Source organism: Paraburkholderia sp. 40, assembly GCF_050434105.1.
Classification (GTDB): domain Bacteria; phylum Pseudomonadota; class Gammaproteobacteria; order Burkholderiales; family Burkholderiaceae; genus Paraburkholderia; species Paraburkholderia tuberum.
Genome location: NZ_JBNPVY010000004.1, coordinates 2,452,373 through 2,476,847, shown reverse-complemented (window position 1 = coordinate 2,476,847; position 24,475 = coordinate 2,452,373). Strand labels below are relative to the sequence as shown.

General features: G+C 62.8%; 21 protein-coding genes, 1 tRNA gene and 3 pseudogenes. 14 read left to right on the top strand and 11 right to left on the bottom strand.

The genetic code is table 11. From position 1 onward, the window contains the following. Positions 1-80: 80 nt before the first annotated feature. Positions 81-1,379, bottom strand: a complete 1,299-nt coding sequence (locus tag OKW28_RS33230; protein ID WP_429451801.1) for an HlyC/CorC family transporter — start codon at positions 1,377-1,379, stop codon at positions 81-83. Between the two features lie 95 nt (positions 1,380-1,474). On the opposite strand from OKW28_RS33230, the gene OKW28_RS33225 reads away from it, so the two are divergent. After that, entirely contained in the window at positions 1,475-1,633 is a 159-nt protein-coding gene (locus OKW28_RS33225; protein WP_429451800.1) for a hypothetical protein, read from the top strand. On the opposite strand, the gene OKW28_RS33220 is transcribed toward OKW28_RS33225, so the two are convergent. Both OKW28_RS33220 and OKW28_RS33215 read right to left on the bottom strand, forming a co-directional pair. After that, positions 1,622-1,698, bottom strand: a tRNA-Pro gene (locus tag OKW28_RS33220). The two genes, OKW28_RS33225 and OKW28_RS33220, sit on opposite strands and share 12 nt — an antisense overlap. Before the next feature lie 49 nt (positions 1,699-1,747). Continuing rightward, a complete protein-coding gene (locus tag OKW28_RS33215) occupies positions 1,748-2,740 on the bottom strand; it encodes a polyprenyl synthetase family protein (protein WP_429451798.1) in 993 nt (330 codons plus the stop codon). Positions 2,741-3,025: 285 nt separating this feature from the next. On the opposite strand from OKW28_RS33215, the gene rplU reads away from it, so the two are divergent. The 4 genes from rplU to proB all read left to right on the top strand — a co-directional run bounded on the left by rplU (position 3,026) and on the right by proB (position 6,169). Continuing rightward, positions 3,026-3,337 (top strand): 50S ribosomal protein L21, encoded by a 312-nt coding sequence (gene rplU, locus OKW28_RS33210; RefSeq protein ID WP_007180329.1) that lies wholly within the window; start codon positions 3,026-3,028, stop codon positions 3,335-3,337. A 25-nt stretch (positions 3,338-3,362) separates the two neighbouring features. Further along, positions 3,363-3,623, top strand: coding sequence for a 50S ribosomal protein L27 (gene rpmA / locus OKW28_RS33205; protein WP_008923994.1), 261 nt, complete (start codon positions 3,363-3,365; stop codon positions 3,621-3,623). Between the two features lie 236 nt (positions 3,624-3,859). Then, complete coding sequence (gene cgtA / locus OKW28_RS33200; protein WP_184051016.1) at positions 3,860-4,981, top strand: Obg family GTPase CgtA; 1,122 nt, start codon at positions 3,860-3,862, stop codon at positions 4,979-4,981. Between the two features lie 69 nt (positions 4,982-5,050). Then, the gene (gene proB, locus OKW28_RS33195; RefSeq protein WP_184022882.1) at positions 5,051-6,169 is read left to right on the top strand and encodes a glutamate 5-kinase; all 1,119 of its coding nucleotides are present in this window, start codon (positions 5,051-5,053) and stop codon (positions 6,167-6,169) included. Between the two features lie 287 nt (positions 6,170-6,456). Here the strand turns inward: proB and OKW28_RS33190 are convergent. The 5 genes and pseudogenes from OKW28_RS33190 to OKW28_RS33170 form a co-directional block, all read right to left on the bottom strand. Beyond that, positions 6,457-6,681 (bottom strand): annotated as a pseudogene (locus OKW28_RS33190) (IS110 family transposase); the annotation flags it as partial. Positions 6,682-6,952: 271 nt separating this feature from the next. Further along, positions 6,953-8,084, bottom strand: a pseudogene (locus OKW28_RS33185) (IS110 family transposase). Between the two features lie 129 nt (positions 8,085-8,213). Next, positions 8,214-9,013: pseudogene (locus OKW28_RS33180) on the bottom strand (IS110 family transposase); the annotation flags it as partial. Positions 9,014-9,178: 165 nt separating this feature from the next. After that, positions 9,179-9,736 carry a CNP1-like family protein gene (locus tag OKW28_RS33175; protein WP_429451797.1) on the bottom strand — a complete coding sequence of 186 codons (558 nt, stop codon included), beginning with the start codon at positions 9,734-9,736 and terminating at the stop codon, positions 9,179-9,181. Positions 9,737-9,813: 77 nt separating this feature from the next. After that, entirely contained in the window at positions 9,814-10,563 is a 750-nt protein-coding gene (locus OKW28_RS33170) for an RNA pyrophosphohydrolase (RefSeq protein ID WP_429451795.1), read from the bottom strand. 300 nt (positions 10,564-10,863) lie between these two features. Between OKW28_RS33170 and OKW28_RS33165 the strand changes: the two genes are divergently transcribed. Together OKW28_RS33165 and OKW28_RS33160 are read left to right on the top strand one after the other, a co-directional pair. Beyond that, a complete protein-coding gene (locus tag OKW28_RS33165; RefSeq protein WP_429451793.1) occupies positions 10,864-12,600 on the top strand; it encodes a proline--tRNA ligase in 1,737 nt (578 codons plus the stop codon). A 12-nt stretch (positions 12,601-12,612) separates the two neighbouring features. Beyond that, positions 12,613-13,212, top strand: a complete 600-nt coding sequence (locus tag OKW28_RS33160) for a MarC family protein (RefSeq protein ID WP_429451791.1) — start codon at positions 12,613-12,615, stop codon at positions 13,210-13,212. Between the two features lie 93 nt (positions 13,213-13,305). On the opposite strand, the gene OKW28_RS33155 is transcribed toward OKW28_RS33160, so the two are convergent. Continuing rightward, entirely contained in the window at positions 13,306-13,857 is a 552-nt protein-coding gene (locus OKW28_RS33155) for a hypoxanthine-guanine phosphoribosyltransferase (protein WP_429451789.1), read from the bottom strand. Between the two features lie 157 nt (positions 13,858-14,014). Then, the gene (gene ffh, locus OKW28_RS33150) at positions 14,015-15,382 is read right to left on the bottom strand and encodes a signal recognition particle protein (protein ID WP_429451787.1); all 1,368 of its coding nucleotides are present in this window, start codon (positions 15,380-15,382) and stop codon (positions 14,015-14,017) included. 81 nt (positions 15,383-15,463) lie between these two features. On the opposite strand from ffh, the gene OKW28_RS33145 reads away from it, so the two are divergent. From OKW28_RS33145 to OKW28_RS33115, 7 genes are all read left to right on the top strand, one after another. Next, positions 15,464-16,387, top strand: coding sequence for a cytochrome C assembly family protein (locus OKW28_RS33145; RefSeq protein WP_187610004.1), 924 nt, complete (start codon positions 15,464-15,466; stop codon positions 16,385-16,387). Between the two features lie 8 nt (positions 16,388-16,395). Then, positions 16,396-16,710, top strand: coding sequence for a PP0621 family protein (locus OKW28_RS33140; protein ID WP_429451785.1), 315 nt, complete (start codon positions 16,396-16,398; stop codon positions 16,708-16,710). Further along, a complete protein-coding gene (ampD, locus tag OKW28_RS33135) occupies positions 16,707-17,303 on the top strand; it encodes a 1,6-anhydro-N-acetylmuramyl-L-alanine amidase AmpD (RefSeq protein ID WP_429451784.1) in 597 nt (198 codons plus the stop codon). The genes OKW28_RS33140 and ampD overlap by 4 nt, the downstream gene beginning before the upstream one ends. A 535-nt stretch (positions 17,304-17,838) precedes the next feature. Beyond that, positions 17,839-20,862: a ribonucleoside-diphosphate reductase subunit alpha gene (locus OKW28_RS33130; protein ID WP_429451782.1), complete on the top strand. Its 3,024-nt coding sequence runs from the start codon at positions 17,839-17,841 to the stop codon at positions 20,860-20,862. Positions 20,863-21,445: 583 nt separating this feature from the next. Continuing rightward, a complete protein-coding gene (locus OKW28_RS33125) occupies positions 21,446-22,681 on the top strand; it encodes a ribonucleotide-diphosphate reductase subunit beta (protein ID WP_429451781.1) in 1,236 nt (411 codons plus the stop codon). A gap of 87 nt (positions 22,682-22,768) precedes the next feature. Next, entirely contained in the window at positions 22,769-23,086 is a 318-nt protein-coding gene (locus OKW28_RS33120; RefSeq protein ID WP_429451780.1) for a hypothetical protein, read from the top strand. A 29-nt stretch (positions 23,087-23,115) separates the two neighbouring features. After that, positions 23,116-23,757: a histone H1-like DNA-binding protein gene (locus OKW28_RS33115; RefSeq protein WP_429451779.1), complete on the top strand. Its 642-nt coding sequence runs from the start codon at positions 23,116-23,118 to the stop codon at positions 23,755-23,757. Positions 23,758-23,981: 224 nt separating this feature from the next. Here the strand turns inward: OKW28_RS33115 and OKW28_RS33110 are convergent, their stop codons facing one another. Continuing rightward, positions 23,982-24,458, bottom strand: a complete 477-nt coding sequence (locus tag OKW28_RS33110) for a glycine zipper 2TM domain-containing protein (protein WP_429451778.1) — start codon at positions 24,456-24,458, stop codon at positions 23,982-23,984. Positions 24,459-24,475: the final 17 nt, after the last annotated feature.

The window sequence follows — 24,475 nt, the reverse complement described above, 5'->3', positions numbered from 1 at the left end:
CCATTCGGCCATTCGGCTAATGGCGCGTTTCGCGAGCCTGTGCGATGCTGACCGTAAATCAGCGTGCGGCGGCGCGAAGTTCAGCCTGACCTTGCTTTACCGGCCTTCGTGCGCGACGGCGGTTTAAAAATCTTGACGGTGCGGATCGCCTGATCGTCGCTGCGCATCACTTCGAGCTTGGTGTCTCCGATGTGCACGCAGACGTCGCCGTCGGGGATGTCTTCGAGGATCTCGAGAATCAGGCCGTTCAGCGTTTTGGGACCATCGGTGGGCAGCCCGAGTTGCAGCCAGCGGTTCAGCTCGCGCAACGGCATGCTTCCCGCGACGATGCATTCGCCCGCCTCGTTCCAGCCACCGCGTGAGCTGGCGCTGCGCGGAATCGACGTGGTGAATTCGCCGATCAGTTCCTCGATGATGTCTTCCGGTGTGACGAGGCCTTGCAGTTCGCCGTATTCGTTGACGACGAGCGCGATGCGTTGCCGGCTCTCCTGAAAGTACTGCAGCTGCTGGAACACCGGCGTGCCGCTTGGCACGAAGTACGGCTCGGCGAGCAGCTCGCGCAAGGTATCGCGCTCGAGCTCCTGGTTGTGCAGCGCTGACAGCGTCTTGCGCACGTGCAGCACACCGAGCACGCGGTCGATGTCGCCCTGGTAGACGATCAGCTTGTTGTGATAGCAGGTCTCCAGTTGATGCAGGATCTGTTCGAACGGCGCATCGAAGTCGAGCGCCTCGATACGGCGGCGCGGGATCATCACGTCATCGACGGAGATGTTTTCGAGGTCGAACAGGTTCAGCAGGATGCTGCGGTGCTTGGTGGGCATGAAGCTTCCCGACTCGAGCACGATGGTGCGCAGTTCTTCGGTGGACAGCCGCTGGTCGCGCGCGCCCTTCGTGTTGATGTGCAGCACGCGCAGGATGCCGGTCGCGAACAGGTTGACAAACCAGATCAGTGGTCTCGCGACGCGCATCAACGGCGCGATCAGCAGGCTCGCGGGCAGCGCGATTTTCTCGGGAAACGTCGCGCCGACGATCTTCGGCGTGATCTCCGCGAACACGATAATGAGGAACGCGACGATACCGGTCGCGATCGACAGCACGAGGCTATTGCGGCCGAACGTATGCAGCGCGAGCGATGTCGTCAGTACCGGAATGATCGTATTGAACAGGTTGTTGCCGATGAGGATCACGCTGAGCAGCTGATCGGTTTTTGCGAGCAGGCCCTGAGTCGTCTTTGCGCCGAGCGTGTTCTTGCTGGCGAGATGTTTGAGGCGATGACGATTGAGCGCCATCATCGCTGTCTCGGAAATGGAAAAGAAGGCGGAGCAGACAAGCAGCAGAAGGACGGCGCCGATCTGCGCCCATAAGGGAAGTTGTTCCACGCGTCGTGAAAAATAAGGGAAAGGATGGAGAGAATATAGCAGAGGGGGCCGCGCGCTCCGGTGTGGACGACGGCTGACGCCGCTAGGACGACAACGTGGCAAAGTACGCGCTGGGCCTGACGAGCCGGAGGAAAGAAAGCGGCGAAGGGCAGCACGAGAGCAACGAAAAAAGCGCCGCGCAAAACAAAAAACCGCCCAGCAACGCTGCGGCGGTTTTGAACCTTGAGCTAACAAGGAGAATCTGGTCGGGGTGAGAGGATTCGAACCTCCGGCCTCTACGTCCCGAACGTAGCGCTCTACCAGGCTAAGCTACACCCCGATTTAGTACTGCTGACTCGATTCACACTAATTCGGCATTTCAGTCTTGTTCAAGACTGTCTTGCCGTTGAGTAAGAGCACAATTCTAGCAGGCTCTCTTTGAAAATGGAATCGGGAAATGACGAAATTGCTGCCGCTGCTGCCTGCGCCTCCTGTTTCGCGCACTCGAGCGTGTGGTCCAGCGCACCCGAGCGTGTGATCGCGTCGAAAATGGTATCGAAACGGTCGGTGCCACCTTGTTCGATGGCTTCGCGCGCGAGCGCCGACTGCTCGGGCGTGCCGCGTTCGATCAGATAGATGAGCGGAAGCGTCGGTTTGCCTTCGCGCAGATCGTCGCCGGCGTTCTTGCCCATCGACTCGGCCGTCCCCGTGTAGTCGAGCCAGTCGTCCATGATCTGGAACGCGGTGCCGATGCGACGGCCGTACTCGGCGGCGGCAGCTTCGGTTTTCGCGTCCGTACCGGCCAGCACCGCGCCGAGCTGGGCGGCTGCCTCGAACAACTTTGCGGTCTTGTAGCGGATCACCTGCATGTAACGGGCTTCGTCGACGTCGGCATCGTGCATGTTCAACAACTGCAGCACCTCGCCTTCAGAGATGATGTTGGTCGCCTCCGACAGAATTTCCATCACGCGCATCTTGCCCACGCCGACCATCATCTGGAACGACCGTGAGTAAAGAAAGTCACCGACCAGCACGCTCGCCGCGTTGCCGAACAGCGCATTGGCGGTCTGGCGGCCGCGCCTCAGGTCGGATTCGTCGACCACGTCGTCATGCAGCAGCGTGGCCGTGTGGATGAATTCGACGACCGCTGCCAGCTCGTGCCGGTGCCCCGTCGTATCGCCCAGCGCGCCCGCCACCAGCAACAGCAGCGCGGGCCGCAGCCGCTTGCCGCCGGCGCTGATGATGTACTCGGAAATCTGATTTATCAGCATCACGTCCGACGCAAGACGTTGCCGGATGACGCGATTGACCTGCTGCATGTCTTCGGCGATCGGAGCAAGCAGGCTGGCGACGTTGGGGGAGGTGGTGGCAGTCGACGACATGATGGCTGAATTGGGTAGTGCCGCGAATTATAAGGCGATCGGGGCGCTTCCGGGTCGTCGGCTGCGGCGTGGATGCGTTCCGCATGGCGCGCGGGGCGCCTGCCAAGGCCGTCTGCGGGGCGCCGCGCGTCGCAGGTTTGCCATCTGCGAGCGCCTGCGAGGGAGGGCGAAGCCGGACGGTAGACGGTTTGGTAAGCAGGTTTTGACCGAGCAGCTAACTCTATGTATAATCGACAGTTTCCGCGCGCGGTGCGTGGGAAAAATGAATACAGAGTGAGGTTTTCAATGTACGCGGTCATAAAAACCGGTGGCAAGCAGTACAAGGTTGCCGTCGGCGAAAAACTTAAAGTAGAACAGATACCGGCAGACATTGACGCTGAAATCACGCTCGACCAGGTTCTCGCAGTGGGCGAAGGCGAATCGATTAAGTTCGGTACGCCGCTGGTCAGTGGGGCTTCCGTCAAGGCTACCGTCGTGTCGCAAGGTCGTCACGCCAAAGTGACGATCTTCAAGATGCGTCGCCGGAAGCACTACCAGAAGCATGGCGGCCACCGCCAGAACTATACCGAACTGCGCATCGACGCGATCAACGCGTAAGCGCACCGGTTAAGGAGCAAATCAAATGGCACACAAAAAGGCAGGCGGATCGTCCCGGAACGGCCGCGACTCCGAATCGAAGCGCCTCGGCGTTAAGGTTTACGGCGGCCAGGCTATCAACGCTGGTGGCATCATCGTGCGCCAGCGCGGTACGCGCATGCACGCTGGCGAGAACGTCGGCATGGGCAAGGATCACACCCTGTTCGCGCTGAAGGACGGCCACGTCCAGTTCTCGACCAAGGGCGCGGCGAAGAAGCACACCGTTTCTGTCGTCCCTGCAGCCTGAGTTTAATCAGGCACGGGCTTCAGGACCGGAAAAAGGCCTCGCGAAGTTCGCGGGGCTTTTTTTATTGCGGCGTCTCTTTAGCTGGGCGCCGAAGCCGCGCAGCCGACCGCTCCTCATCGGCGGACTATGCCGTTCGGTCGATTGATCAACGCACGGCGCGCGCGGAAAATGGCAGCATCCAATCAGTGTCAACCCCTGCATCGAATCGGGCAGTACACCACGGGACGGAGTAACACATGAAGTTCATTGACGAAGCGAGGATTGAAGTCATCGCCGGCGACGGAGGGGATGGCAGCGCGTCGATGCGCCGCGAGAAGTTCGTCCCGTTCGGTGGCCCCGATGGCGGTGACGGCGGCCGGGGCGGCAGCGTGATCGCGGTGGCTGACCGCAACATCAACACGCTGATCGATTACCGCTACGCGAAAAAACATCTGGCGCGCAACGGCGAAAACGGCCGCGGCTCGGATTGCTACGGCAAGGGCGGTGATGACATCACGCTGCGCATGCCGGTCGGCACCACCATCACGGACATGGAAACCGGCGAGCTGATCGCCGATCTGACCGAGCACAACCAGAGCGTGCAAATCGCGCAAGGGGGAGCCGGCGGCCTCGGCAACCTCCATTTCAAGTCCAGCACGAACCGCGCGCCGCGTCAGAAGACCGACGGCAAGCCGGGCGAGCGCCGCATGGTCCGCCTCGAACTGAAAGTGCTGGCCGACGTCGGTCTGCTCGGCATGCCGAATGCAGGCAAGTCGACGTTTATCTCGTCGGTGTCGAACGCGAAGCCGAAAATCGCCGATTACCCGTTCACCACGCTCGCGCCGAACCTCGGCGTCGTGCGCGTCGGGCCGAGCCGCAGCTTCGTGATCGCCGACATTCCGGGGCTGATCGAAGGCGCGGCGGAAGGCGCCGGCCTAGGCCATCAATTCCTGCGTCACCTGCAGCGCACCGGGCTGCTGCTGCACATCGTCGACATCGCACCGTTCGATGAATCGATCGATCCGGTCGCGGAAGCGAAGGCGATCGTCAACGAACTGCGCAAGTACGACGAAGAGCTTTATCAGAAACCGCGCTGGCTTGTGCTGAACAAGCTGGACATGGTGCCTGAGGACGATCGCGAAGCGCGCGTGGCGGCGTTCCTCGAAGGCTTCGGCTGGGACGGCCCGGTGTTCGAGATCTCGGCGCTGACTGGCCAGGGCTGTGAAAATCTTTGCTACGCGGTGTTCGACTACCTCGCCGAGCACTCCGACGCGCAACGCGCGGCCGAAGCTGAAGACCTGGCCTCCGACGTGCGTTTCCGCGACGGTACGCAAGTACCGGCCGCGACCCGCGAAGCCGGCACCGATCCGCAGGAATAACAACTCGAGCGTCGGCGCCAGCGGCGGGTGCCGGTATGCATCACGCGTCATCTTGGGAGACAGCGCACAATGCGTTCCGTCATCGCAGATTCACGGCGATTGGTCGTCAAAGTCGGTTCGAGTCTCGTCACGAACGACGGGCGCGGCCTCGATCATGCGGCGATCGGCCGCTGGGCCGCGCAAATTGCCGCACTGCGCGCGCAAGGCAAGGAAGTCGTGCTGGTCAGCTCGGGCGCGATCGCCGAGGGCATGCAGCGGCTCGGCTGGACGAAGCGACCGCGTGAAATCGATGAGCTGCAGGCGGCCGCGGCGGTCGGTCAGATGGGGCTCGCGCAAGTGTACGAAAGCCGCTTCGCCGAACATTCCATCCAGACTGCGCAGATCCTGCTTACACACGCTGACCTTGCTGACCGCGAGCGCTATCTGAACGCTCGCTCCACGCTGCTCACGCTGCTGGGGCTCGGAGTTGTACCGATCATCAACGAGAACGACACGGTCGTCACCGACGAAATCAAGTTCGGCGACAACGACACGCTCGGCGCGCTGGTTGCCAATCTGATCGAGGGCGACGCGCTGATCATTCTGACGGACCAGCAAGGCCTCTTCACCGCAGATCCGCGCAAGGACCCGACCGCGACACTCGTCCAGCAAGCCGACGCCGGCGCGCCCGAGCTCGAGGCGATGGCGGGCGGTGCGGGCTCGAGCCTCGGCCGCGGCGGCATGCTGACCAAGATTCTCGCTGCGAAGCGTGCGGCCCATAGCGGCGCCAATACGGTGATCGCGAGTGGGCGCGAGTCGGACGTGCTGGTGAGACTGGCGGCCGGCGAGGCGATCGGCACCCAACTGATCGCGCGCACCGCGCGCATGGCGGCGCGCAAGCAATGGATGGCCGATCACCTGCAGGTGCGCGGCCACGTCGTGATCGATGACGGCGCGGTCGAAAAACTGACCGCCGGCGGCAAGAGCTTGCTGCCGATTGGCATCGTCGGTGTGCAGGGTGCATTCGCGCGCGGCGAGGTGATCGCGTGTCTGAGCGCGTCAGGCCGCGAGGTCGCACGTGGTTTGACGAACTACAGCAGCGCGGAAACCAAACTGATCCAGCGGCGTCCGAGCGGCGAAATTGAGTCAGTGCTCGGCTATATGCTCGAGCCCGAACTGATTCATCGCGACAATCTCGTGGTGCTTTGATCTGCGAGGCGGCGCGCAGATCGCGCGTATGAAGAGCCAACAATAATGTATGGTCAGCTTGATTTTTGCAATCATGGCCTGTGATCCAAGATAGAAGGGCTTGCGCAAATCTATCTAGGCTCGAAATGGGAGCGGATCGCGCCCGGCCCTCGATGAGAAGCCGCGCCCGGCAGTCCTGAAAAAGCCGTCAGTCTGCAGGACTGAATTTGTTGTCAGGTTTTCAGCCGGGCCGTGAGCCGATTATCTTCATCACGGGTCAGAGGTCGCAAAAGCAGGCAGTAGGTCGATCAGGCGATGGCCGGATGCGACCGGTACTCGCCTCCCCTGGCCAGAATCGCCCAGACGATTCTGGCCATTTTGTTGGCCAGCGCGCAGGCGACCACATTGCTGTGACGGCGCTGCATCAAGGCCTTCAACCAGGTGCCCAGGGCGTCGGTGCGGCGCTCGGCACGTTGCATCACAGCCCGCGCGCCCTGCACCAGCAGGCTTCGCAAATGCTTGTCGCCGCGCTGACATGACTCCCGGTGTCAATCGGGATCGGTTTTCAAGATCTACTCCATGGTTAGAGGGCGGCGTAGCAGTAGATCTCGACGGTGGATCAAGCTGATATTCGCGGGTTGGTTACCGCATTACAGAGGTCCGCCTCATGAGCCTGCCGCTTCCTTACTACGCAAGTCGACTGATGTCGTTGCCAAACGCGGTCGCGGGTTACTCGAATACCGGGCTGCGCCGCCTTCAGCAAACTTTCGATGGTGGCTGGCTTTCGTCAGTTACGTCCTTCGCTTATGCCGCTTGTTCGCTGTGCGGTACAGCCAGAGTCATCCCCAGCCGACCGACGTCCCAGATGAAGGCAGCGAGCTCGCGTGCGACGGCGATGATGGCGACGTGTGCGGTCTTCCCTCCGGCGACGAGCTTACGATATCGCCTGCACAGCCTCAGTTGCGCATCCGAGGCACGATCGATTATCGGTTTGGGTAGACCTTCATGACGGCGCTGAATATCGATGCTCACGCGTGCCGGATGTCGATAGCTCCAGGCGGATTCAACCAGCAGCTTACGTGCATAGCTGTTGCCGGTCTTGGTATTGCTACCTTGCCGCCGCTTTCCGCCTGATGAATGCTCCGAAGGCGTCACGCCAATCCAGGCCATCAGTTGCCGTGGATGTTCGAAACGCGTGAGGTCACCCCGTTCGGACACCAGGCCGATTACCGACGTGAAGTTGATTCCGCGCATCGCTTGCAAAGCAAGTACAACTGGATAGAACCGCCAACTGATGACGGCTTCATGCAAAGGCCAGTGCCAGCCGCTCGCATTGCGCGAGGCGGTCCTCAATCGAGCGCCGATGTTCGTCGAACACCAGTTGCTGCCAGGCGCTGTCGAACGAGAACGTACTTAACCAGCGCCTGTGTGTCGGCCCCCAGTTGGGACGGCCGAGATAGTGGACGCCGTGGGCCAGCAGGAAAGATTTGAGCCTGCAGCGTGCTGCCTTCAGATCTTCTCTGGCAGCCGACCAGGCGCGTGCCAGATCGCGGAATGCCCCGTCTTCGACCGTCGGTAGGTGCACGGCTGACAGGTCGCCGGCGCGCAGCGAGCGCACCAGATTGATCGCGTCACGGCGGTCCGTCTTGACGCGATCACCTGGCTTGCGTGGAATGAGCGATGGTGCGCAGACCATGCAGTCAAAACCTTTATCGACCAGTCATCGGTACAGGCCGTACCCACACGGGCCCTCTTCATAGACAAAGCAGATGTGCTGCGCCTTCGGCTGCAGCCGCTTGCACAACCGGTCGACATCAATCTGCATAGTGCCGACCTTGCCGAACAATTCCACTTCGCTCATCCCGATCGCATAGGCGATCGGGATCGAATCCTTGTGGACATCCAGCCCCACATACAGCGTGCTATTGTGTTCCATGCTGGCCTCCGCGGCGGAAAACACCATTGAGTGGCGGTTCCGTCCCCACTCAATGCGGCTCTGGTAGCCATGCTAACCCGCGCATAATTCCTCGCGGCGGCCAGCCTTGCCGAACGGGAGTCATACTGACTTGCTGATGCCCAGCAGCGTTGAGCGCCCTCCCGTTGAGTGCTGTCGTGGTACGAGGCCGAGAGAAGCAGCGAAATCCCGCCCTCGCCGGAAGCCATGTACGTCGCCAGCCATCGCGAGCAGGCTGCTGGCCGTGATGGGGCCGATACCGGGTCGTCAGCAGCCGCTGGCCTGCCTCGTCTTCGGCGAGTTGAAGCTTGAGTTCGCCTTCGATCTGCGCGATCTCGTCGCAGAGCTGGCCATAACGCCGATGAAGACGCAGCAGAATGCAGACCAGTCGCGGCGGCAGCGCCTGGCTCACATCGTCCAGCAAGGTGGGGAGCTTCGCAATAGCCCGCGCGCCTACCGGCGGGCTCACGCCGAATTCAAGCAGGAAGCCATGGATCTGATTGGCCGTGGCCGTACGCTCGGCCACCAACGCTTCGCGTACGCGATGCAGGGCAAGCAGCGTCTGCTGCTCGGGCGTCTTCACGGCCACGAAGCGCATCGACGGACGGGACGCCGCTTTGCAGATGGCCTCGGCATCGGCAAAGTCGGTCTTGTTACCCTTTACGAAAGGCCGCACGAATTGCGGCGCGATCAGCAGAACCCGATGCCCGAACGTTTGGAGCTTGCGCGCGAGGCAGTGCGCGCCTGCGCAGGCTTCCATGGCAATCGTGCAGGCCGGGCAGTTTGCAAGCAACATGAGAAGTCGCGCTCGTGTGGCCTTCTTGCGCCATACCTCATGGCCGTGGGTCCTGCGCATGCAGGAAGAAGCAGTACTTGCCCAGATCGATCCCGATCAACGCGATGGTGCCCATGATGATCTCCCGAAAAAGGAAACGGCCCGATCAGCGTAAGCCGATCGGGCCGTTTCGGTCAGGCTGACCATCTCATTAAGCCGTTCCAGCGCAGGCTGGAACGGCTTTTTAATCGTCACGGATAAGCAACGGCGCCTGAGTCGGGCGCGCGCCGCGCAACCGGCCTCAATGAATCTGCGACGTCTGCGTGCGCTTGTAACGAATGTTCTCGACGATGTGCTGCGCGCTGCCGGTCGGAATCTTGTTTGCGCACATATAGTCCTGATACAACGCGGCCTGGTACGCATTCAGCGCGCCGTTTTCTATCCGCGAAAACGGGTTTGCGACCGTCGTGTCCCAGCCGTCGTGATCGGCGTTCAGGCCCGCATACTGACGCCATTCATACGTGTCGCAGCGGATGCCCTCGTAATTGACGTTGCGCGCACCGCCCGGGCTCGTGACGACCACCGTGTAACGCACCACGCCGTCATCGCCGACGCTGACGGACTTCGGGTCGATCGCAAATTGCAGCGGCGTATTGCCGGAAACCTCGAACGGCAGCAGGTTCTCGTCGGTGGGCAGCGGCGGCAACGTGTCGACCTTGTTTTCAACCCAGTTGCTCTTGCGGTCAAGCAGATAGGTGAACTCGCTGTCGTCTTTGTTGGTCGGTTTGCCGGCGCTCGAACAGCCTGCCAGCAGGGCGCCGGTGGCGACGCACGCCACGGCGAATGCAAATGCTTTCAATCTGATTCCCTCGAGAGACGGGCGCGGCTCGAAAGCCGCGCCAGAGAGAGGCGGCGCGAGCCGCCGCCTAGGAATGGTTAATCGCGCACGCCTCGTCGGACTAACGGGGCGATGGCCTCGTCAGCTTCGGCCGTTTCGCGCTCATGCTCCGATCTCATGTTCGCATCCGGTGAGCCGGGACCGCAATCCGGCGCGACCAGCACGTGCGTCGAAGTTTCGACGCTGACCGAAGCTACGGTCGTGACGGCGGTGACCACCGTGCTTACCATGGAATCCGGCGGGCTTTGCATCGACGACGCTATCCGGGGATAACGCGACCCATGATGCCCGCCAGGTTTTTCCGCACGCGGCGCAGGCCGGCGCATGAAACGGGACAGTTCCGTCAGCGCCAGCTGATACACATCCCGCTTGAACTCGATCACACAGTCGAGCGGCACCCAATACTCGTTCCAACGCCACGCATCGAACTCAGGGTGGTCGGTGGCGCGCAAACAGATGTCGCAGTCGCGTCCTACCATCCGGAGCAAAAACCAGATTTGTTTCTGGCCGCGGTAATGACCGCGTACTTCGCGCTTGATGAACTTGTCAGGCACCTCATAACGCAACCAGTCGCGCGTGCGACCGATCACCTTGACGTGCTCAGGAAGCAGCCCGGTCTCTTCGTGTAACTCCCGATACATCGCTTGCACGGGGGTCTCACCATATTTGATGCCCCCTTGCGGAAACTGCCAGGAATGTTCACGGAGCCGTTTGCCCCAAAACACCTCGTTGTGCGCGTTCAAGAGGATGATGCCGACGTTCGGGCGAAAGCCTTCACGATCCAGCATACAACCACCTTCGAATCCTTTAAAATTGCTTTGATTATAAACAGATAACGGACCCTACGCACCGAATCGCATAAGAACGGAACGATTCGCCGCAACAGGCCCGGGTTTGCGGTAGCCTGTCGGTTTTCCGTGCCTATCCCTTGTGAGAGAGGCTTTGCGCGGCGGTTTCGGCGCCGCACGGGGGCAGGGCGCCGTCAGTCGGGCGAACCCTGCCGGCTTCGCCGCGGATCTGTGTCGATTTCCCCCATTTTCCCCTTTTCTGGCGGTCCTACCGGAAGCCGCCGCTTTTGGACACCTTGAATGAAAGCTTCCCGTTTCTTTATCGGCACTCTCAAAGAAGCGCCCGCCGACGCCGAAATCATCAGCCACAAGCTCATGGTGCGCGCGGGCATGATCCGTCGCGTCGCGGGCGGTATCTATAACTACCTGCCGGTCGGCCTGCGTTCGATCCGCAAGGTGGAAGCGATCGTGCGTGAGGAAATGAACCGGGCGGGCGCCATCGAGCTGTTGATGCCGGCCGTGCAGCCGGCCGAACTGTGGCAGGAATCGGGGCGCTGGGAGAAGTACGGTCCCGAGCTGCTGCGCTTCAAAGACCGCAAGCAGGCCGATTTCGTGATGGGCCCGACGCACGAGGAAGTGGTCACCGACATCGCGCGCAACCAGATCAAGAGCTATCGCCAACTGCCGGTCAACTTCTATCAGATCCAGACGAAGTTCCGCGACGAGATCCGTCCGCGTTTCGGCGTGATGCGCGGCCGCGAGTTCATCATGAAAGACGCGTACTCGTTCGACAAGGACGCGGAGGGTCTGCGCGAGTCGTATCGCAAGATGTACGACGCGTACGTGCGCATCTTCACGCGCCTCGGTCTGGACTTCCGCGCGGTGGCGGCCGACAACGGCTCGATCGGCGGCAGCGGCTCGCATGAGTTCCATGTGATCGCCGACACCGGCGAAGACGACATCGCGTATTGCCCGACCTCCGATTTCGCCGCGAACGTCGAGGCAGCCGAAGCGCTACCGCTGATCGCAGAGCGCGCGGCGCCGGCAGAAGAGATGAAGAAGACCGCGACGCCCGGCAAGGCGAAGTGCGAGGCGGTTGCCGAACTGCTGAACATTCCGCTCGAACGCACGATCAAGTCGGTGGTGCTCGCCGCCGAGAACGAAGGCGCCGAGCCGACGATCTGGCTGCTGATGCTGCGTGGCGACCATGATCTGAACGAGATCAAGGCGGCCAAGCTCCCGGGCCTCGGTAATTTCCGCATGGCGACCGAAGCCGAGATCGTCGAGACGTTCGGCACACCGCCGGGCTATCTCGGTCCGATCGAGACGAAGAAGCCGGTCAAGGTGATCGCGGACCGCACGGTCGCGAACATGAGCGACTTCGTGGTCGGCTCGAACGACGTCGACTATCACACCACCGGCGTGAACTGGGGCCGCGACCTGCCGGAGCCGGTCGTCGCCGACATCCGCAATGTGACGAAGGGCGATCCGTCGCCGGACGGCAGGGGCGTGCTCGACATCTGCCGCGGCATCGAAGTGGGCCACGTGTTCCAGCTCGGCACCAAGTATTCCGAAGCGATGAACGCGACCTGTCTCGACGAAACCGGAAAGCCTCGGCCGATGGAAATGGGCTGCTACGGCATCGGCGTCACGCGGATTCTCGGCGCCGCGATCGAACAGAATTTCGACGACAAGGGCATCATCTGGCCGGAGTCGATTGCGCCGTTCGAAGTCGTGCTGTGCCCGATGGGCTATGACCGCAGCGACGCGGTGCGTGAGCAGGCCGACAAGCTGTACGCGGAACTCGTCGCGGCCGGTATCGACGTGATCCTCGACGATCGCGGCGAGCGGCCGGGCGTGATGTTCGCCGACTGGGAACTGATCGGCGTGCCGCATCGACTGGTGATCGGCGACCGTGGTCTGAAGGACGGCAAGATCGAGTATCAGGGCCGTCGCGAGGCCGAAGCGACGCTGCTGCCGGTCGCGGACGCCGCGCAGACCGTGATCGACAAAGTGCGCGCGGCGCTGGCGAACTAAGCGGATCGGGCAGTGGAGTACACCTTCCTGTCCGCGACGGTGCTGCTGATCCTGATCACCGATCCGCTCGGCAACATCCCGATCTTCGTCAGTTGCTTGCGAGGTGTGTCGCCGGAGCGTCGCACGGTCGTGATCCTGCGCGAGGTCGCGATCGCGTTTGCGATCCTGCTGATGTTCATGGTGCTCGGGCAGAGCTTTCTGCGCATGATGAGCCTCAGCGACCAGTCGTTGCGGATCGGCGGCGGCATCGTGCTGTTTCTGATTGCGCTGCGCATGGTGTTTCCGCATCCGGACGGTCCGTTCGGCGGCGACGCGCGCGGCGGCGAGCCGCTGATCGTGCCGCTCGCGATTCCGGCGCTAGCGGGTCCGTCGGCGTTGGCGACGGTTATGCTGCTGACCTCGCAGGCGCCGGGCAAAACGTTCGAGTGGGTCGGCGCGCTGACCGTCACAATGACCATCTGTGCGATCGTGCTGATGCTCGCCGAGCGCATTCAGGCGTGGCTCGGTGAACGTGTGATGGCGGCGTTCGAGCGGCTGATGGGGCTCGTGCTCGTCGCGATTTCAGTCGAGATGATGCTCGGTGGAATCCGCTCTTTCGTGCACAAGCTGTGAAACGCGAGCCGGTGCGCGCATTGCCACCGTCGCAGCCATAAAAAAGCAGCCAGGCAGGCTGCTTTTTTTTCGCCGGTAGGGCGGATGCCCCGCTCACGGTCCCTCGGTCAACGCCCGAATGGTCGGCAGGTTGCGCCAGTAGCCCTTCGCATCCATCCCGCAGCCGAACACGTACCGGTCCGGCACTTCGAAGCCGCAGTAATCGGGGCGCAGCGGTTTCGCCTTCGGAATGATCTTCTCGCACAGCACCGCGGACAGGAAGCGCTTCGCGCCCATCGCGAGGATGCGGTCACGGATTGCGGCCATCGTCTCGCCTTCGTCGAGGATGTCGTCGAGCACGAGCACCACGCGATCCTTGACCGACTCGGCCGGCGCGACGCGCCATTGCATCTCGTTGCTGCCCTTCGTCGTATTGCGGTAGCGCGTCAGGTGGATGTAGTCGAACTCGAGCGGGAAATCGAGGTGCGGCAGCAGCATGCCGGTGAATACCGCGGCGCCGCCCATCACCGACAGCACGAGCGGGAAGTCCTCGCTCATCTCGTCGCGGACGGCAGCCGCCATGCGGGCGATCGACGCAGTAACGTCCGAAGCCGAAACTATCTCTTCGGAGTGTCGAAAAATATGGAGGGCTTCTTCGCGGTTCATGACGTCTGACGGACGGTAACTGTATACATAGTGTGAGTGGCAACGTCCCGAGGGACGTTCCCGCGAGGGACGGCGCGATGCGCTACAGAATAAACCCGCACGATGCCGAAGTCAGCCGCGCCGCAATCGGCGCGAGGGCGCGCCGGTCCCATCAAGCTTAGCGCATGCCGGGCATCATGCCCTTCATGCCGCGCATCATCTTCTGCAGGTTGCCGCCCTTGAGCTTCTTCATCATCGTGCGCATCTGTTCGTACTGGTTCAGCATGCGGTTGACTTCCTGCACCTGCACGCCCGCGCCCGCGGCGATGCGGCGCTTGCGGGTCGCCTTGATCAGTTCGGGTTTGGCGCGCTCGGCCGGCGTCATCGAGTTGATGATGCCTTCCATGCGTCGCATCTGCTTCTCGGCCTGACTCATGTCGGCGCCGGCCGCGGCTTGCTGGAACTGCGCGGGCAGCTTGTCCATCAGCGACGACAGGCCGCCCATGCCCTTCATTTGCGTGAGCTGAGCGCGGAAATCGTTGAGGTCGAAGTCGCCGCCTTTCTTGACCTTGTCGGCGAGCTTCTGCGCGGCCTGCACGTCGACGCCGCGCTGCGCTTCCTCCACCAGCGCGAGAATGTCGCCCATGCCGAGAATCCGGCTCGCCATGCGGTCCGGGTGGAACACTTCGAGGCCGTCGAGTTTTTCGGCGACACCCACGAACTTGACCGGCTTGCCCGTCACGTGACGCACCGAGAGCGCCGCGCCACCGCGCGAATCACCGTCGAGCTTGGTGAGCACGACGCCGGTGAGCGGCAGCGCGTCGCTGAACGCCTTCGCGGTGTTGACCGCGTCCTGGCCGAGCATCGCGTCGACGACGAACAGCGTTTCCGCCGGCTTCAGCTCGGCGTGGAGCGCGGTGATTTCGTTCATCATCGCCTCGTCGATACCGAGACGGCCGGCCGTGTCGACGAGCAGCACGTCGTGATAGTGGCGCTTGGCCCAGTCGAGCGCGGCGCGGGCAATGTCGACCGGCTTCTGGTTCGGATCCGACGGGAAGAAGTCCGCGCCGACCTGCTCGGTCACCGTTTTCAGCTGCGCGATGGCGGCGGGACGATAGACGTCGCACGAAACGGTCAGCACCTTCTTCTTGTACTGCTCGCGCAGCAGCTTGGCGAGCTTGCCGACCGTGGTCGTTTTGCCGGCGCCCTGCAGACCCGCCATCAGGATGATCGCGGGCGGCGCGACGGCGAGATTGAGCTCGGAGGCCTTGCCTTCATAATCGCCGCCGATCACCGCGGTCAGTTCGCGCTGCACGACGCCGACGAGCGCCTGACCCGGCGACAGGCTGGAGATCACTTCCTCGCCGAGCGCCTTCTCCTTGACCTTCGCGATGAACTCGCGCACGACGGGCAGCGCCACGTCGGCCTCGAGCAGTGCGAGACGCACCTCGCGCAGCATTTCCTGGGTGTTCGCCTCGGTGAGCCGGGCTTCGCCGCGCAGCGTCTTGACGACGCGCGCCATCCGTTGAGTCAGATTGTCGAGCATGGGGAGCGATGAACGGTGGGGCCCGCGCTGCGCGCGAAGCGCAAGACGTCGCGGAGTAGGGCCCTAGTGTAAACTTCGAATATGGATATTGTACTGTATGCCCTCACCGCGCTTCTCTACGGCGGTCTTGCCGTGGCCGGCTGGCGCTCGCACCGGCACGCGGCCGTGCGTCCGCTGCTCGAGAGCGTGCCGCCGCTGCCCGGTCATGCCGCCAACGCGGGCGCTCTGGTGGCCTCCGGCATGAGCGCGCCCGGGCGCGCGCTGCTTTTCGTCGCGCTGCTCGCTCACGGCGTGCTGCTGCATACCACGATCTTCCCGCAGAACGCGATGGTGTTCGGCTTCGCGTTCGCGCTGTCGGCGATGTTCTGGCTCGGCGCCGGCATCTACTGGATCGAGAGTTTCTTTTTCCCGCTCGACGGACTGCGCCTGCTGGTGTTGCCACTCGCGTGCGTCGCGTCGCTGCTGCCGCTCGCGTTCGGCGGCGTGCGCGTGCTGCCGTATGCGGCCGCGCCGATGTTCAAGCTGCACTTCCTGATTGCGAATATCGCGTACGGTCTGTTCGCGATCGCGGCGCTGCACGCGGTGCTGATGCTGGCGGTCGAGCGGCGTCTGCATTCGATGCGCGGTGGTCTCGCGCAAAGGCACGCGGCGGCGGACAATGGCTGGTGGTCGAGTTGGCTCGACGCGCTGCCGCCGCTGCTCACGCTCGAGAAGCTGCTGTTCCGTCTGATCGGCGCCGGCTTCGTGCTGCTCACGCTGACGCTGCTGTCGGGCATCCTGTTCAGCGAGCAGCTGATCGACCGCGCGTTGCGGCTCGATCACAAGACCGTGTTCGCGATTCTTTCGTGGGTGATGTTCGGCGCGCTGCTGACCGCGCGCAAGGTGTCCGGCTGGCGCGGCCGTGCGGCATTGCGCTGGGTGCTGGCCTCGTTCGTCGCGCTGTTGCTCGCGTACGTCGGCAGCCGTTTTGTTTTCGAGGTGCTGTTGCACCGGCCCGTGGTGTGAGTGTCCCCATGCGACAAATCTTTTTGCTGATTCTGCTGTTCATCGTCGGTCAATGGCTCGTGAAGGCGCTGCGCCGCCACGACGCGCAATCCGCGCAACGCACCGGAGCCGGCGGCGCCAACGCTGCCGGCACCGCGAATGGCGGCGCGCGTTCTTCGAATGGGCAACAGCCGCAGCTTGCTGCCGAGCCGATGATCCGCTGCGTCGAGTGCGGCGTGCACGCACCGAAGAGCGACTCGGTCAGCGTCGCGGGGCAGGCGTTCTGCTGCGCCGCGCACGCGCAGCGCCACGGCGCGCGTCCGAGCGGCCGCGACGCCCGATGAGCGGCGCGTACACCGTCGATGCCGACGGTTGGGTTCCTGCCGCACGCAAGCTTGCCTCGCCAAACTTCGAAGCGCGTCCGCAAGGCGCGCTGCCGACGCTGATCGTCGTTCACAACATCAGCCTGCCGCCGAACCAGTTCGGCGGCGCCGCGATTGCCGAGCTGTTCCAGAACGCGCTCGACTGCAACACTCACCCGTACTACGACACGCATCTGCGCGGCGTGCGCGTGTCCGCGCATTTCGTGATTCATCGCGATGGCGCGCTCGAGCAGTTCGTGTCGTGCAACGAGCGCGCGTGGCACGCGGGGCCGTCGAATTTTTTCGGCCGCGAGCGCTGCAATGATTTCTCGATCGGCATCGAGCTCGAAGGCAGCGACACCACCGCCTTCGAAGCGGCGCAATACCGCACGCTCGCCGCGCTCGTCAGAGCACTGACGGCACGCTATCCGATCGACGCGCTTGCCGGCCACTCCGACATCGCACCCGGTCGCAAGACCGATCCCGGTCCGTATTTCGAATGGCCGCGACTGCAGCGCGACACGTTGCTCGACGGTCGGTATTTCCCCTATCTCAAGTTTTCCGAAACGCGGTAACCCCCTTCGCACGATCTTGCGTGATCCACGGAGAACGAGGCGCAGCGTGCTTCTCCGGGGGGCTTCTGCGCGCTGCGTGAAGCAAAAGTCAAGACTGCGAACGCAAATAAAACCGTTTGACCTGTCTCGAAACTCCACTATACTTGGTGCCGACAACTGAGTTTCGCACTATATCTTGTGTTGTGCTGTGAATAACCATGTGCATAACCGGGTGAATAAGAGTGGATAAGTCTGCGGCGTCCCGCTCCCCGAGCATGGCGCCGCAAGCATTCCAGACAGCGAAAAAAATTCCTGGGGCGCAGCCGGTAGGGGATCTCCGGCCGCATCCAGAAGCATTTCAGGAAAGGACCAGCCAGTGATCGCGACCGACCCGATGAAGACCGTCATCAAATCGAACCAGGCTTCCTCGCAGTTGCATCCCGCCAACCGGCGTAGCCGGCCTACCTGCACCTCATCGCACGCGCACGCGGCGGCGCGGCGTTCGATTTAATCCGCGGCACTCGCCGCAATATTTCCAAGACCAGGAGCTTTGCACATGCAAACCACCGACAACGTGACGACCCGTTACGAGGGCTCACCGACTGGCCAGGCCTTCGGCCAGACCCAAGGCGCGCAGGCGCTCGCGCCGCAAGCGAATTACGCCGACTACAAGGTGATCCGCCGCAACGGCAGCGTGGTGTCGTTCGAGCCGTCGAAAATCGCGATCGCCGTGACGAAGGCGTTCCTCGCCGTCAACGGTGGTCAGGGCGCGGCGTCGGCACGGGTGCGCGAACTGGTCGAGCAACTCACGCAGAACGTGGTGCGCGCGCTGGTGCGCAGCCGTCCGAATGGCGGCACGTTCCATATCGAAGACATTCAGGATCAGGTCGAACTCGCGCTGATGCGCGGCGGCGAACACAACGTCGCGCGTGCTTACGTGCTGTATCGCGAGAAGCGCAACCAGGCGCGCGCGCATGACGCTCATGAAGGTCAGACAGCGGAAGGCGCCAGCACCCCGGGCCTGAACGTGACCGACAACGGCATCACGCGTCCGCTGGACATGGCTGCGCTGCGCGGCATCATCGAGTCCGCGTGCGCGAACCTCGGCGACGCGGTAAGCGCCGAGCCGATCGTCGCGGAAACGGTGAAGAACCTGTACGACGGCGTGCCGATGAGCCAGGTGTACGACTCGGCGATCCTCGCTGCCCGTACGATGATCGAAAAGGACCCGGCCTACAGCCAGGCCACCGCGCGCATCCTGCTGCATACGATCCGCCGCGAGATTCTCGAAGAGGAAGTCACGCAAGCCGAGATGGGCGAGCGCTACGCCGAGTACTTCCCGCAGTTCATCAAGCGCGGCGTGCAAGCCGAGCTGCTCGACGACAAGCTGCTGCAGTTCGACCTGAAGCGCCTCGGGGCCGCGCTCGACGCGAACCGCGACCTGCAGTTCGGCTACCTCGGTCTGCAGACGCTGTACGACCGCTACTTCCTGCATCACGACAACGTGCGTATCGAAATGCCCCAGGCATTCTTTATGCGTGTCGCGATGGGTCTGTCGCTGAACGAGATCGACCGCGAAGCGCGCGCGATCGAGTTCTACAACGTGCTGTCGAGCTTCGACTTCATGAGTTCGACGCCGACGTTGTTCAACTCCGGCACGCGCCGCTCGCAGCTGTCGTCTTGCTATCTGACCACGGTCGACGACGACCTCGACGGCATCTACGAAGCGCTGAAGGAAAACGCGCTGCTGTCGAAGTTCGCCGGCGGCCTCGGCAACGACTGGACGCGTGTGCGCGCGCTCGGCTCGCACATCAAGGGCACCAACGGCAAGTCGCAGGGCGTGGTGCCGTTCCTGAAGGTCGTCAACGACACGGCGGTCGCAGTGAACCAGGGCGGCAAGCGCAAGGGCGCGGTGTGCGCGTACCTCGAATCGTGGCACCTCGACATCGAGGAATTCCTCGAGCTGCGCAAGAACACCGGCGACGACCGTCGTCGCACGCACGACATGAACACCGCGAACTGGATTCCCGACCTGTTCATGAAGCGCGTGATGGAAGGCGGCGACTGGACGCTGTTCTCGCCGTCCACCTGCCCGGACCTGCACGACAAGTTCGGCGCCGAGTTCGAAACGGCTTACACGGCTTACGAAGACAAGGTCGCCCGCGGCGAGATCAAGCTGTTCAAGAAGATCCCGGCGGCGCAACTGTGGCGCAAGATGTTGGGCATGCTATTCGAAACCGGCCATCCGTGGATCACGTTCAAGGATCCGTGCAACGTGCGCTCGCCGCAGCAGCACGTCGGCGTCGTCCACTCGTCGAACCTGTGCACGGAAATCACGCTGAACACGAGCGACGCCGAAATCGCCGTCTGCAACCTCGGCTCGGTGAACCTCGTCGCGCACCTGAAGGAGCAGGCCGACGGCACGCTCGCGCTCGACCACGACAAGCTGAAGCGCACGGTCAGCGTCGCGATGCGCATGCTCGACAACGTGATCGACATCAACTACTACGCGGTCGCCAAGGCGCGTAACTCGAACCTGAAGCACCGTCCGGTCGGCCTCGGCATCATGGGCTTCCAGGACTGCCTGCACGTGCTGCGCACGCCGTACGCGTCGCAGGAAGCGGTCGAGTTCGCCGATCGCTCGATGGAAGCGGTTTGCTACTACGCGTACTACGCGTCGACCGAGCTGGCCGAAGAGCGCGGCCGCTACTCGAGCTACCGCGGTTCGCTGTGGGATCGCGGCATCCTGCCGCAGGATTCGGTGGCGCTGCTCGCCGAAGCGCGCGGCGGTTATGTCGAGGTCGATTCGAGCGAGTCGATGGACTGGCCCGCGCTGCGCTCGCGTATCTCGACCTACGGCATGCGCAACTCGAACTGCGTCGCGATCGCGCCGACCGCGACGATCTCGAACATCATCGGCGTGTCGGCGTGCATCGAGCCGACCTATCAGAACCTGTACGTGAAGTCGAACCTGTCGGGCGAGTTCACGGTGGTCAACGACTACCTGGTGCGCGACCTGAAGGCGCGCGGCCTGTGGGACGAAGTGATGGTCGCCGACCTGAAGTACTTCGACGGCACGCTGTCGCGCATCGACCGCATCCCGGCCGACTTGCGCGCGATCTACGCGACCGCGTTCGAAGTCGATCCGGTGTGGCTCGTCGAGTCGGCTTCGCGTCGTCAGAAGTGGATCGACCAGGCGCAGTCGCTGAACATCTACATGGCGGGCGCATCGGGCAAGAAGCTCGACGAGATCTACAAGCTCGCATGGCTGCGCGGTCTGAAGACCACCTACTACCTGCGCACGATGGCGGCGACGCACGTCGAGAAGTCGACGGTCGCGCACGGCGCGCTGAACGCGGTGAGCTCGGGTCATGACGGCTCGGGTGGCGCAGGCGGCGCGGCAGGCGGCTTCGGCGTGGGCGGTGGCGCGGCGGGTGGTGTGGGCGGCGGCTTGCAGGCTGCTGCAGCGGTCGCAGCGACTGCCGCGGTCGCGGTCGACGCGGCACCCGAAGCGGATGGTCCGGTCTGCATGATGCGTCCGGGCGATCCTGGCTTCGACGAGTGCGAGGCTTGCCAGTAAAGATTGGCAAGCAGCGGGAGCGATGCTTGCTAACTGCACGCGAGGGTCGTAGGTGGTGATCCGCAGGCGGTGAGCGACGCGCCCCGTCGATGAAGTAGACGCAGGTCGACGAGCGGTGAGCAGTATCGAAGTCTCACCGCTCGTCGATGCAGTGAAGCAACCCAGCCGTTGGCAACAAGACGATCGCTCGACATGGCATCGCACCTCGACCGCCAACGCTGACGCAACATGCTCAGCACGGCTCACCGCCGACTCTCGCGATGCGTGGCTCGTGCGGCATCGATCAGTCCATCGATCAGTCGGCGGATGCCGTGAACGCACCGCGCAATACATATAGATAGAGCAACGAAACGTCGTGTCGAAACGTTGCTCTTCGAGTTCGCGAAGGACCTCGGCAACACATGTTCAACACGCGTTCATCACGCGTCACTCGATGCGTCACTGGATGGGTCACACGCAGTATGTCGAACAAAGTGTTGTATGAACGTAGCAACGCGAATCGAAAACAGGAATTTTCGCGAGTGAACTCTTTTATCGCTCGTGAAAAGATGGTACAAACCGTTCTAAATTGATGGTGACATTTATGCTCAACTGGGATGACGAGATCACTGCCGTAACTCCGTCGAGCGCGACGCAACCGAACGTGTTGCGCAACGCTGCGGGGTCGGCTGTGGGTTCGCAAATCGGAACGCGTTCCGCCCCGCATGCTCCCTTCGCTCAAGAAGTCTTCGCGAACGACATCGCTGTCGCTCCCGTCGCTCATGTTGGCAACGCGGTTGCCAACGCGGCGGCCGCTTCCGAAGCGCGCGTCAATGTCGCCGACAAGCGCATCATCAACGGCCAGACCGACGTCAATCAGCTGGTGCCGTTCAAGTACAAGTGGGCCTGGGAAAAGTATCTGGCGGGTTGCGCCAACCACTGGATGCCGCAGGAAGTGAACATGTCGCGCGACATCGCCCTGTGGAAAGACCCGAACGGGCTGACCGAAGACGAGCGCCGCGTCGTCAAGCGCAACCTGGGCTTCTTCGTGACGGCAGATTCCCTCGCCGCCAACAACATCGTGCTGGGCACCTACCGCCACATCACGGCGCCCGAATGCCGCCAGTTCCTGCTGCGCCAGGCGTTCGAAGAGGCGATCCATACGCACGCTTACCAGTACATCGTCGAGTCGCTGGGTCTCGACGAGGGCGAAATCTTCAACGCGTATCACGAGGTCCCGTCGATCCGCGCGAAAGACGAATTCCTGATTCCGTACATCCACGTGCTGACCGACCCGGCCTTCAAGACCGGTACGCTCGAAGCAGACCAGACGCTGCTGCGCTCGCTGATCGTGTTCGCCTGTGTGATGGAAGGCCTGTTCTTCTACGTCGGCTTTACGCAAATCCTGGCGCTCGGCCGCCAGAACAAGATGACCGGCGCGGCGGAGCAGTACCAGTACATCCTGCGCGACGAGTCGATGCACTGCAACTTCGGCATCGACCTGATCAACCAGATCAAACTCGAAAACCCGCACCTGTGGACGGCTGAGTTTCGCGCCGAAATTCGCGCGATCTTCCAGCAGGCGGTCGAGCTCGAATACCGCTACGCCGAAGATACGATGCCGCGCGGCGTGCTCGGCCTCAACGCGTCGATGTTCAAGAGCTATCTGCGCTTCATCTGCAACCGCCGTTGCCAGCAGATCGGTCTCGATCCGCTGTACCCGAACGAGGAAAACCCGTTCCCGTGGATGAGCGAGATGATCGACCTGAAGAAGGAACGCAATTTCTTCGAGACGCGAGTGATCGAATATCAGACTGGCGGTGCGCTTTCCTGGGAGTAAGCCGGGATTCGTATCGCGGATGTATTCATTGATGGGGATGCCGCCGCCTGTGGCCGCGGCGCCCCGGGTTAGGAGCAGAACGGCCTGATGCAAAGCGTGCCCGGTGCCTTGACGGCCCACAAACATGACAGGCACTTTGCGGACCCTTCAGTGGGATGGGCAAACTTCCCCCCGGAAAAAGCCGCTGGCGTCGTCGCCGGCGGCCCGATCAAGCAATTGCCGGCGTCGCCTTGCGACGCCGACCAGATTTGGCGCGCGCTGCCTTCGGGCACGGCGCGCCTTACCGCATTCATTAGCGTAAGCGCGCCGCACCTGCGTACGCCGATGAATAGCCCGCTTCGTAGCGCGCGCCCTGAGAAGCGTCCGCGGGAAGCGGGTTTTGACGAAGGGTGTAGTTTGAACTGACCTCATCTGAAAACCTGAAGGAGAAAATGATGGCAACTGCAAAGAAGGCCGCGGCCAAGAAGCCCGCAGCAAAAAAGACCGCAGCAAAGAAGGCTGCTCCGGCTAAGAAGGCTGCTCCGGCCAAGAAGGTCGCCGCGAAGAAGGTCGCAGTGAAGAAGGTCGCCGCGAAGAAGGTTGCAGCGAAGAAAGTCGCGGCGAAGAAGGCAGCACCGGCGAAGAAAGCCGCAGTGAAGAAGGTCGCGGCGAAGAAGGTTGCAGCCAAGAAGGTCGCGGCGAAGAAGGCAGCACCGGCGAAGAAAGCCGCGGTGAAGAAGGTCGCAGCGAAGAAGGTCGCAGCGAAGAAGGTCGCAGCGAAGAAGGCAGCACCGGCGAAGAAGGCCGCAGCGAAGAAGGCAGCACCGGCGAAGAAGGTCGCGGCGAAGAAGGCCGCTGCCAAGAAGGCGGCGCCTGCCAAAAAGGCTGCAGCCAAGAAAGCTGCACCTGCCAAGAAGGCTGCCGCGAAGAAGGCCGCTGCGCCTGCGAAGAAGGCTGCCCCTGCGAAGAAGGCTGTCGCCAAGAAGGCCGCGCCTGCTCCCGCTGCGCCTGCTGTCTCGAGCGCACCGGCGGCGACGGTGAAGACCGCGCTGAACCCGGCAGCGGCATGGCCGTTCCCGACGGGCAGCCGTCCGTAAGCAGTAGCAGTAAGTCGACACATCGTACGATGTGTCGGATGACCGGGTCGTGCTCGATTTCTTGCGAGCGCCACCCGGTCAACGACCCGTTACCGGTGTGCCGGTGGCGGGTTTTTTTTGCCCGTCGTCCCGAAAAGAAAAAACACGCATGGACCCGTGAGGACCCATGCGTGTGAAGTCGTCGTCGCGGCGCTGAACTACGCGCCGCCGCGCGGGAGGTGCGCTTAGTGTGTGACGCGCGTGACGCCGCCGCTCGACAGCAGCCTCACGCGATCGCCGGCGCGGAAGATTTCGCCGGTAGCAGTTTGGGTGACGGCGCGCATGTCGCCGTTGTCGAGGCGCACGGTGATTTCGATACCGTCGCGCATGGCGACGCGGTTTTCGATTGCATTGCCGGCGACCGCACCGCCGATGCCGCCGACGATACCCGTCGCGACCGAGCCACGTCCGCCGCCGATCGTGCTGCCGGCGAGCGCGCCGAGCGCCGCGCCACCGAGTGCGCCGATGCCGATCGGCTGACCGTCGTTCGTGCTGATCCGCACCGCGCGCACGCTCTCCACCGTGGCCATGCGAACCGTCTGTTCACGCTGCGCCTGCGAGGCGGTGAAAACGTCGGGAGAGCTGCTGTTGACCGCACACCCCGACATGGCCAGCGAACCGGCGATCAAGGTGACGATGATCAGGCGACTCGATGTTCTCATTCCCAAACTCCCATAGC

Coding starts and splice junctions, on each gene's coding strand:
- OKW28_RS33215 (WP_429451798.1), bottom strand. CDS start 2,740: ATGTCGTCGACTGCCACCACCTCCCCCAACGTCGCCAGCCTGCTTGCT.
- rplU (WP_007180329.1), top strand. CDS start 3,026: ATGTACGCGGTCATAAAAACCGGTGGCAAGCAGTACAAGGTTGCCGTC.
- rpmA (WP_008923994.1), top strand. CDS start 3,363: ATGGCACACAAAAAGGCAGGCGGATCGTCCCGGAACGGCCGCGACTCC.
- cgtA (WP_184051016.1), top strand. CDS start 3,860: ATGAAGTTCATTGACGAAGCGAGGATTGAAGTCATCGCCGGCGACGGA.
- proB (WP_184022882.1), top strand. CDS start 5,051: ATGCGTTCCGTCATCGCAGATTCACGGCGATTGGTCGTCAAAGTCGGT.
- OKW28_RS33170 (WP_429451795.1), bottom strand. CDS start 10,563: ATGCTGGATCGTGAAGGCTTTCGCCCGAACGTCGGCATCATCCTCTTG.
- OKW28_RS33165 (WP_429451793.1), top strand. CDS start 10,864: ATGAAAGCTTCCCGTTTCTTTATCGGCACTCTCAAAGAAGCGCCCGCC.
- OKW28_RS33155 (WP_429451789.1), bottom strand. CDS start 13,857: ATGAACCGCGAAGAAGCCCTCCATATTTTTCGACACTCCGAAGAGATA.
- ffh (WP_429451787.1), bottom strand. CDS start 15,382: ATGCTCGACAATCTGACTCAACGGATGGCGCGCGTCGTCAAGACGCTG.
- OKW28_RS33145 (WP_187610004.1), top strand. CDS start 15,464: ATGGATATTGTACTGTATGCCCTCACCGCGCTTCTCTACGGCGGTCTT.
- OKW28_RS33140 (WP_429451785.1), top strand. CDS start 16,396: ATGCGACAAATCTTTTTGCTGATTCTGCTGTTCATCGTCGGTCAATGG.
- ampD (WP_429451784.1), top strand. CDS start 16,707: ATGAGCGGCGCGTACACCGTCGATGCCGACGGTTGGGTTCCTGCCGCA.
- OKW28_RS33130 (WP_429451782.1), top strand. CDS start 17,839: ATGCAAACCACCGACAACGTGACGACCCGTTACGAGGGCTCACCGACT.
- OKW28_RS33125 (WP_429451781.1), top strand. CDS start 21,446: ATGCTCAACTGGGATGACGAGATCACTGCCGTAACTCCGTCGAGCGCG.
- OKW28_RS33120 (WP_429451780.1), top strand. CDS start 22,769: ATGCAAAGCGTGCCCGGTGCCTTGACGGCCCACAAACATGACAGGCAC.
- OKW28_RS33115 (WP_429451779.1), top strand. CDS start 23,116: ATGGCAACTGCAAAGAAGGCCGCGGCCAAGAAGCCCGCAGCAAAAAAG.
- OKW28_RS33110 (WP_429451778.1), bottom strand. CDS start 24,458: ATGAGAACATCGAGTCGCCTGATCATCGTCACCTTGATCGCCGGTTCG.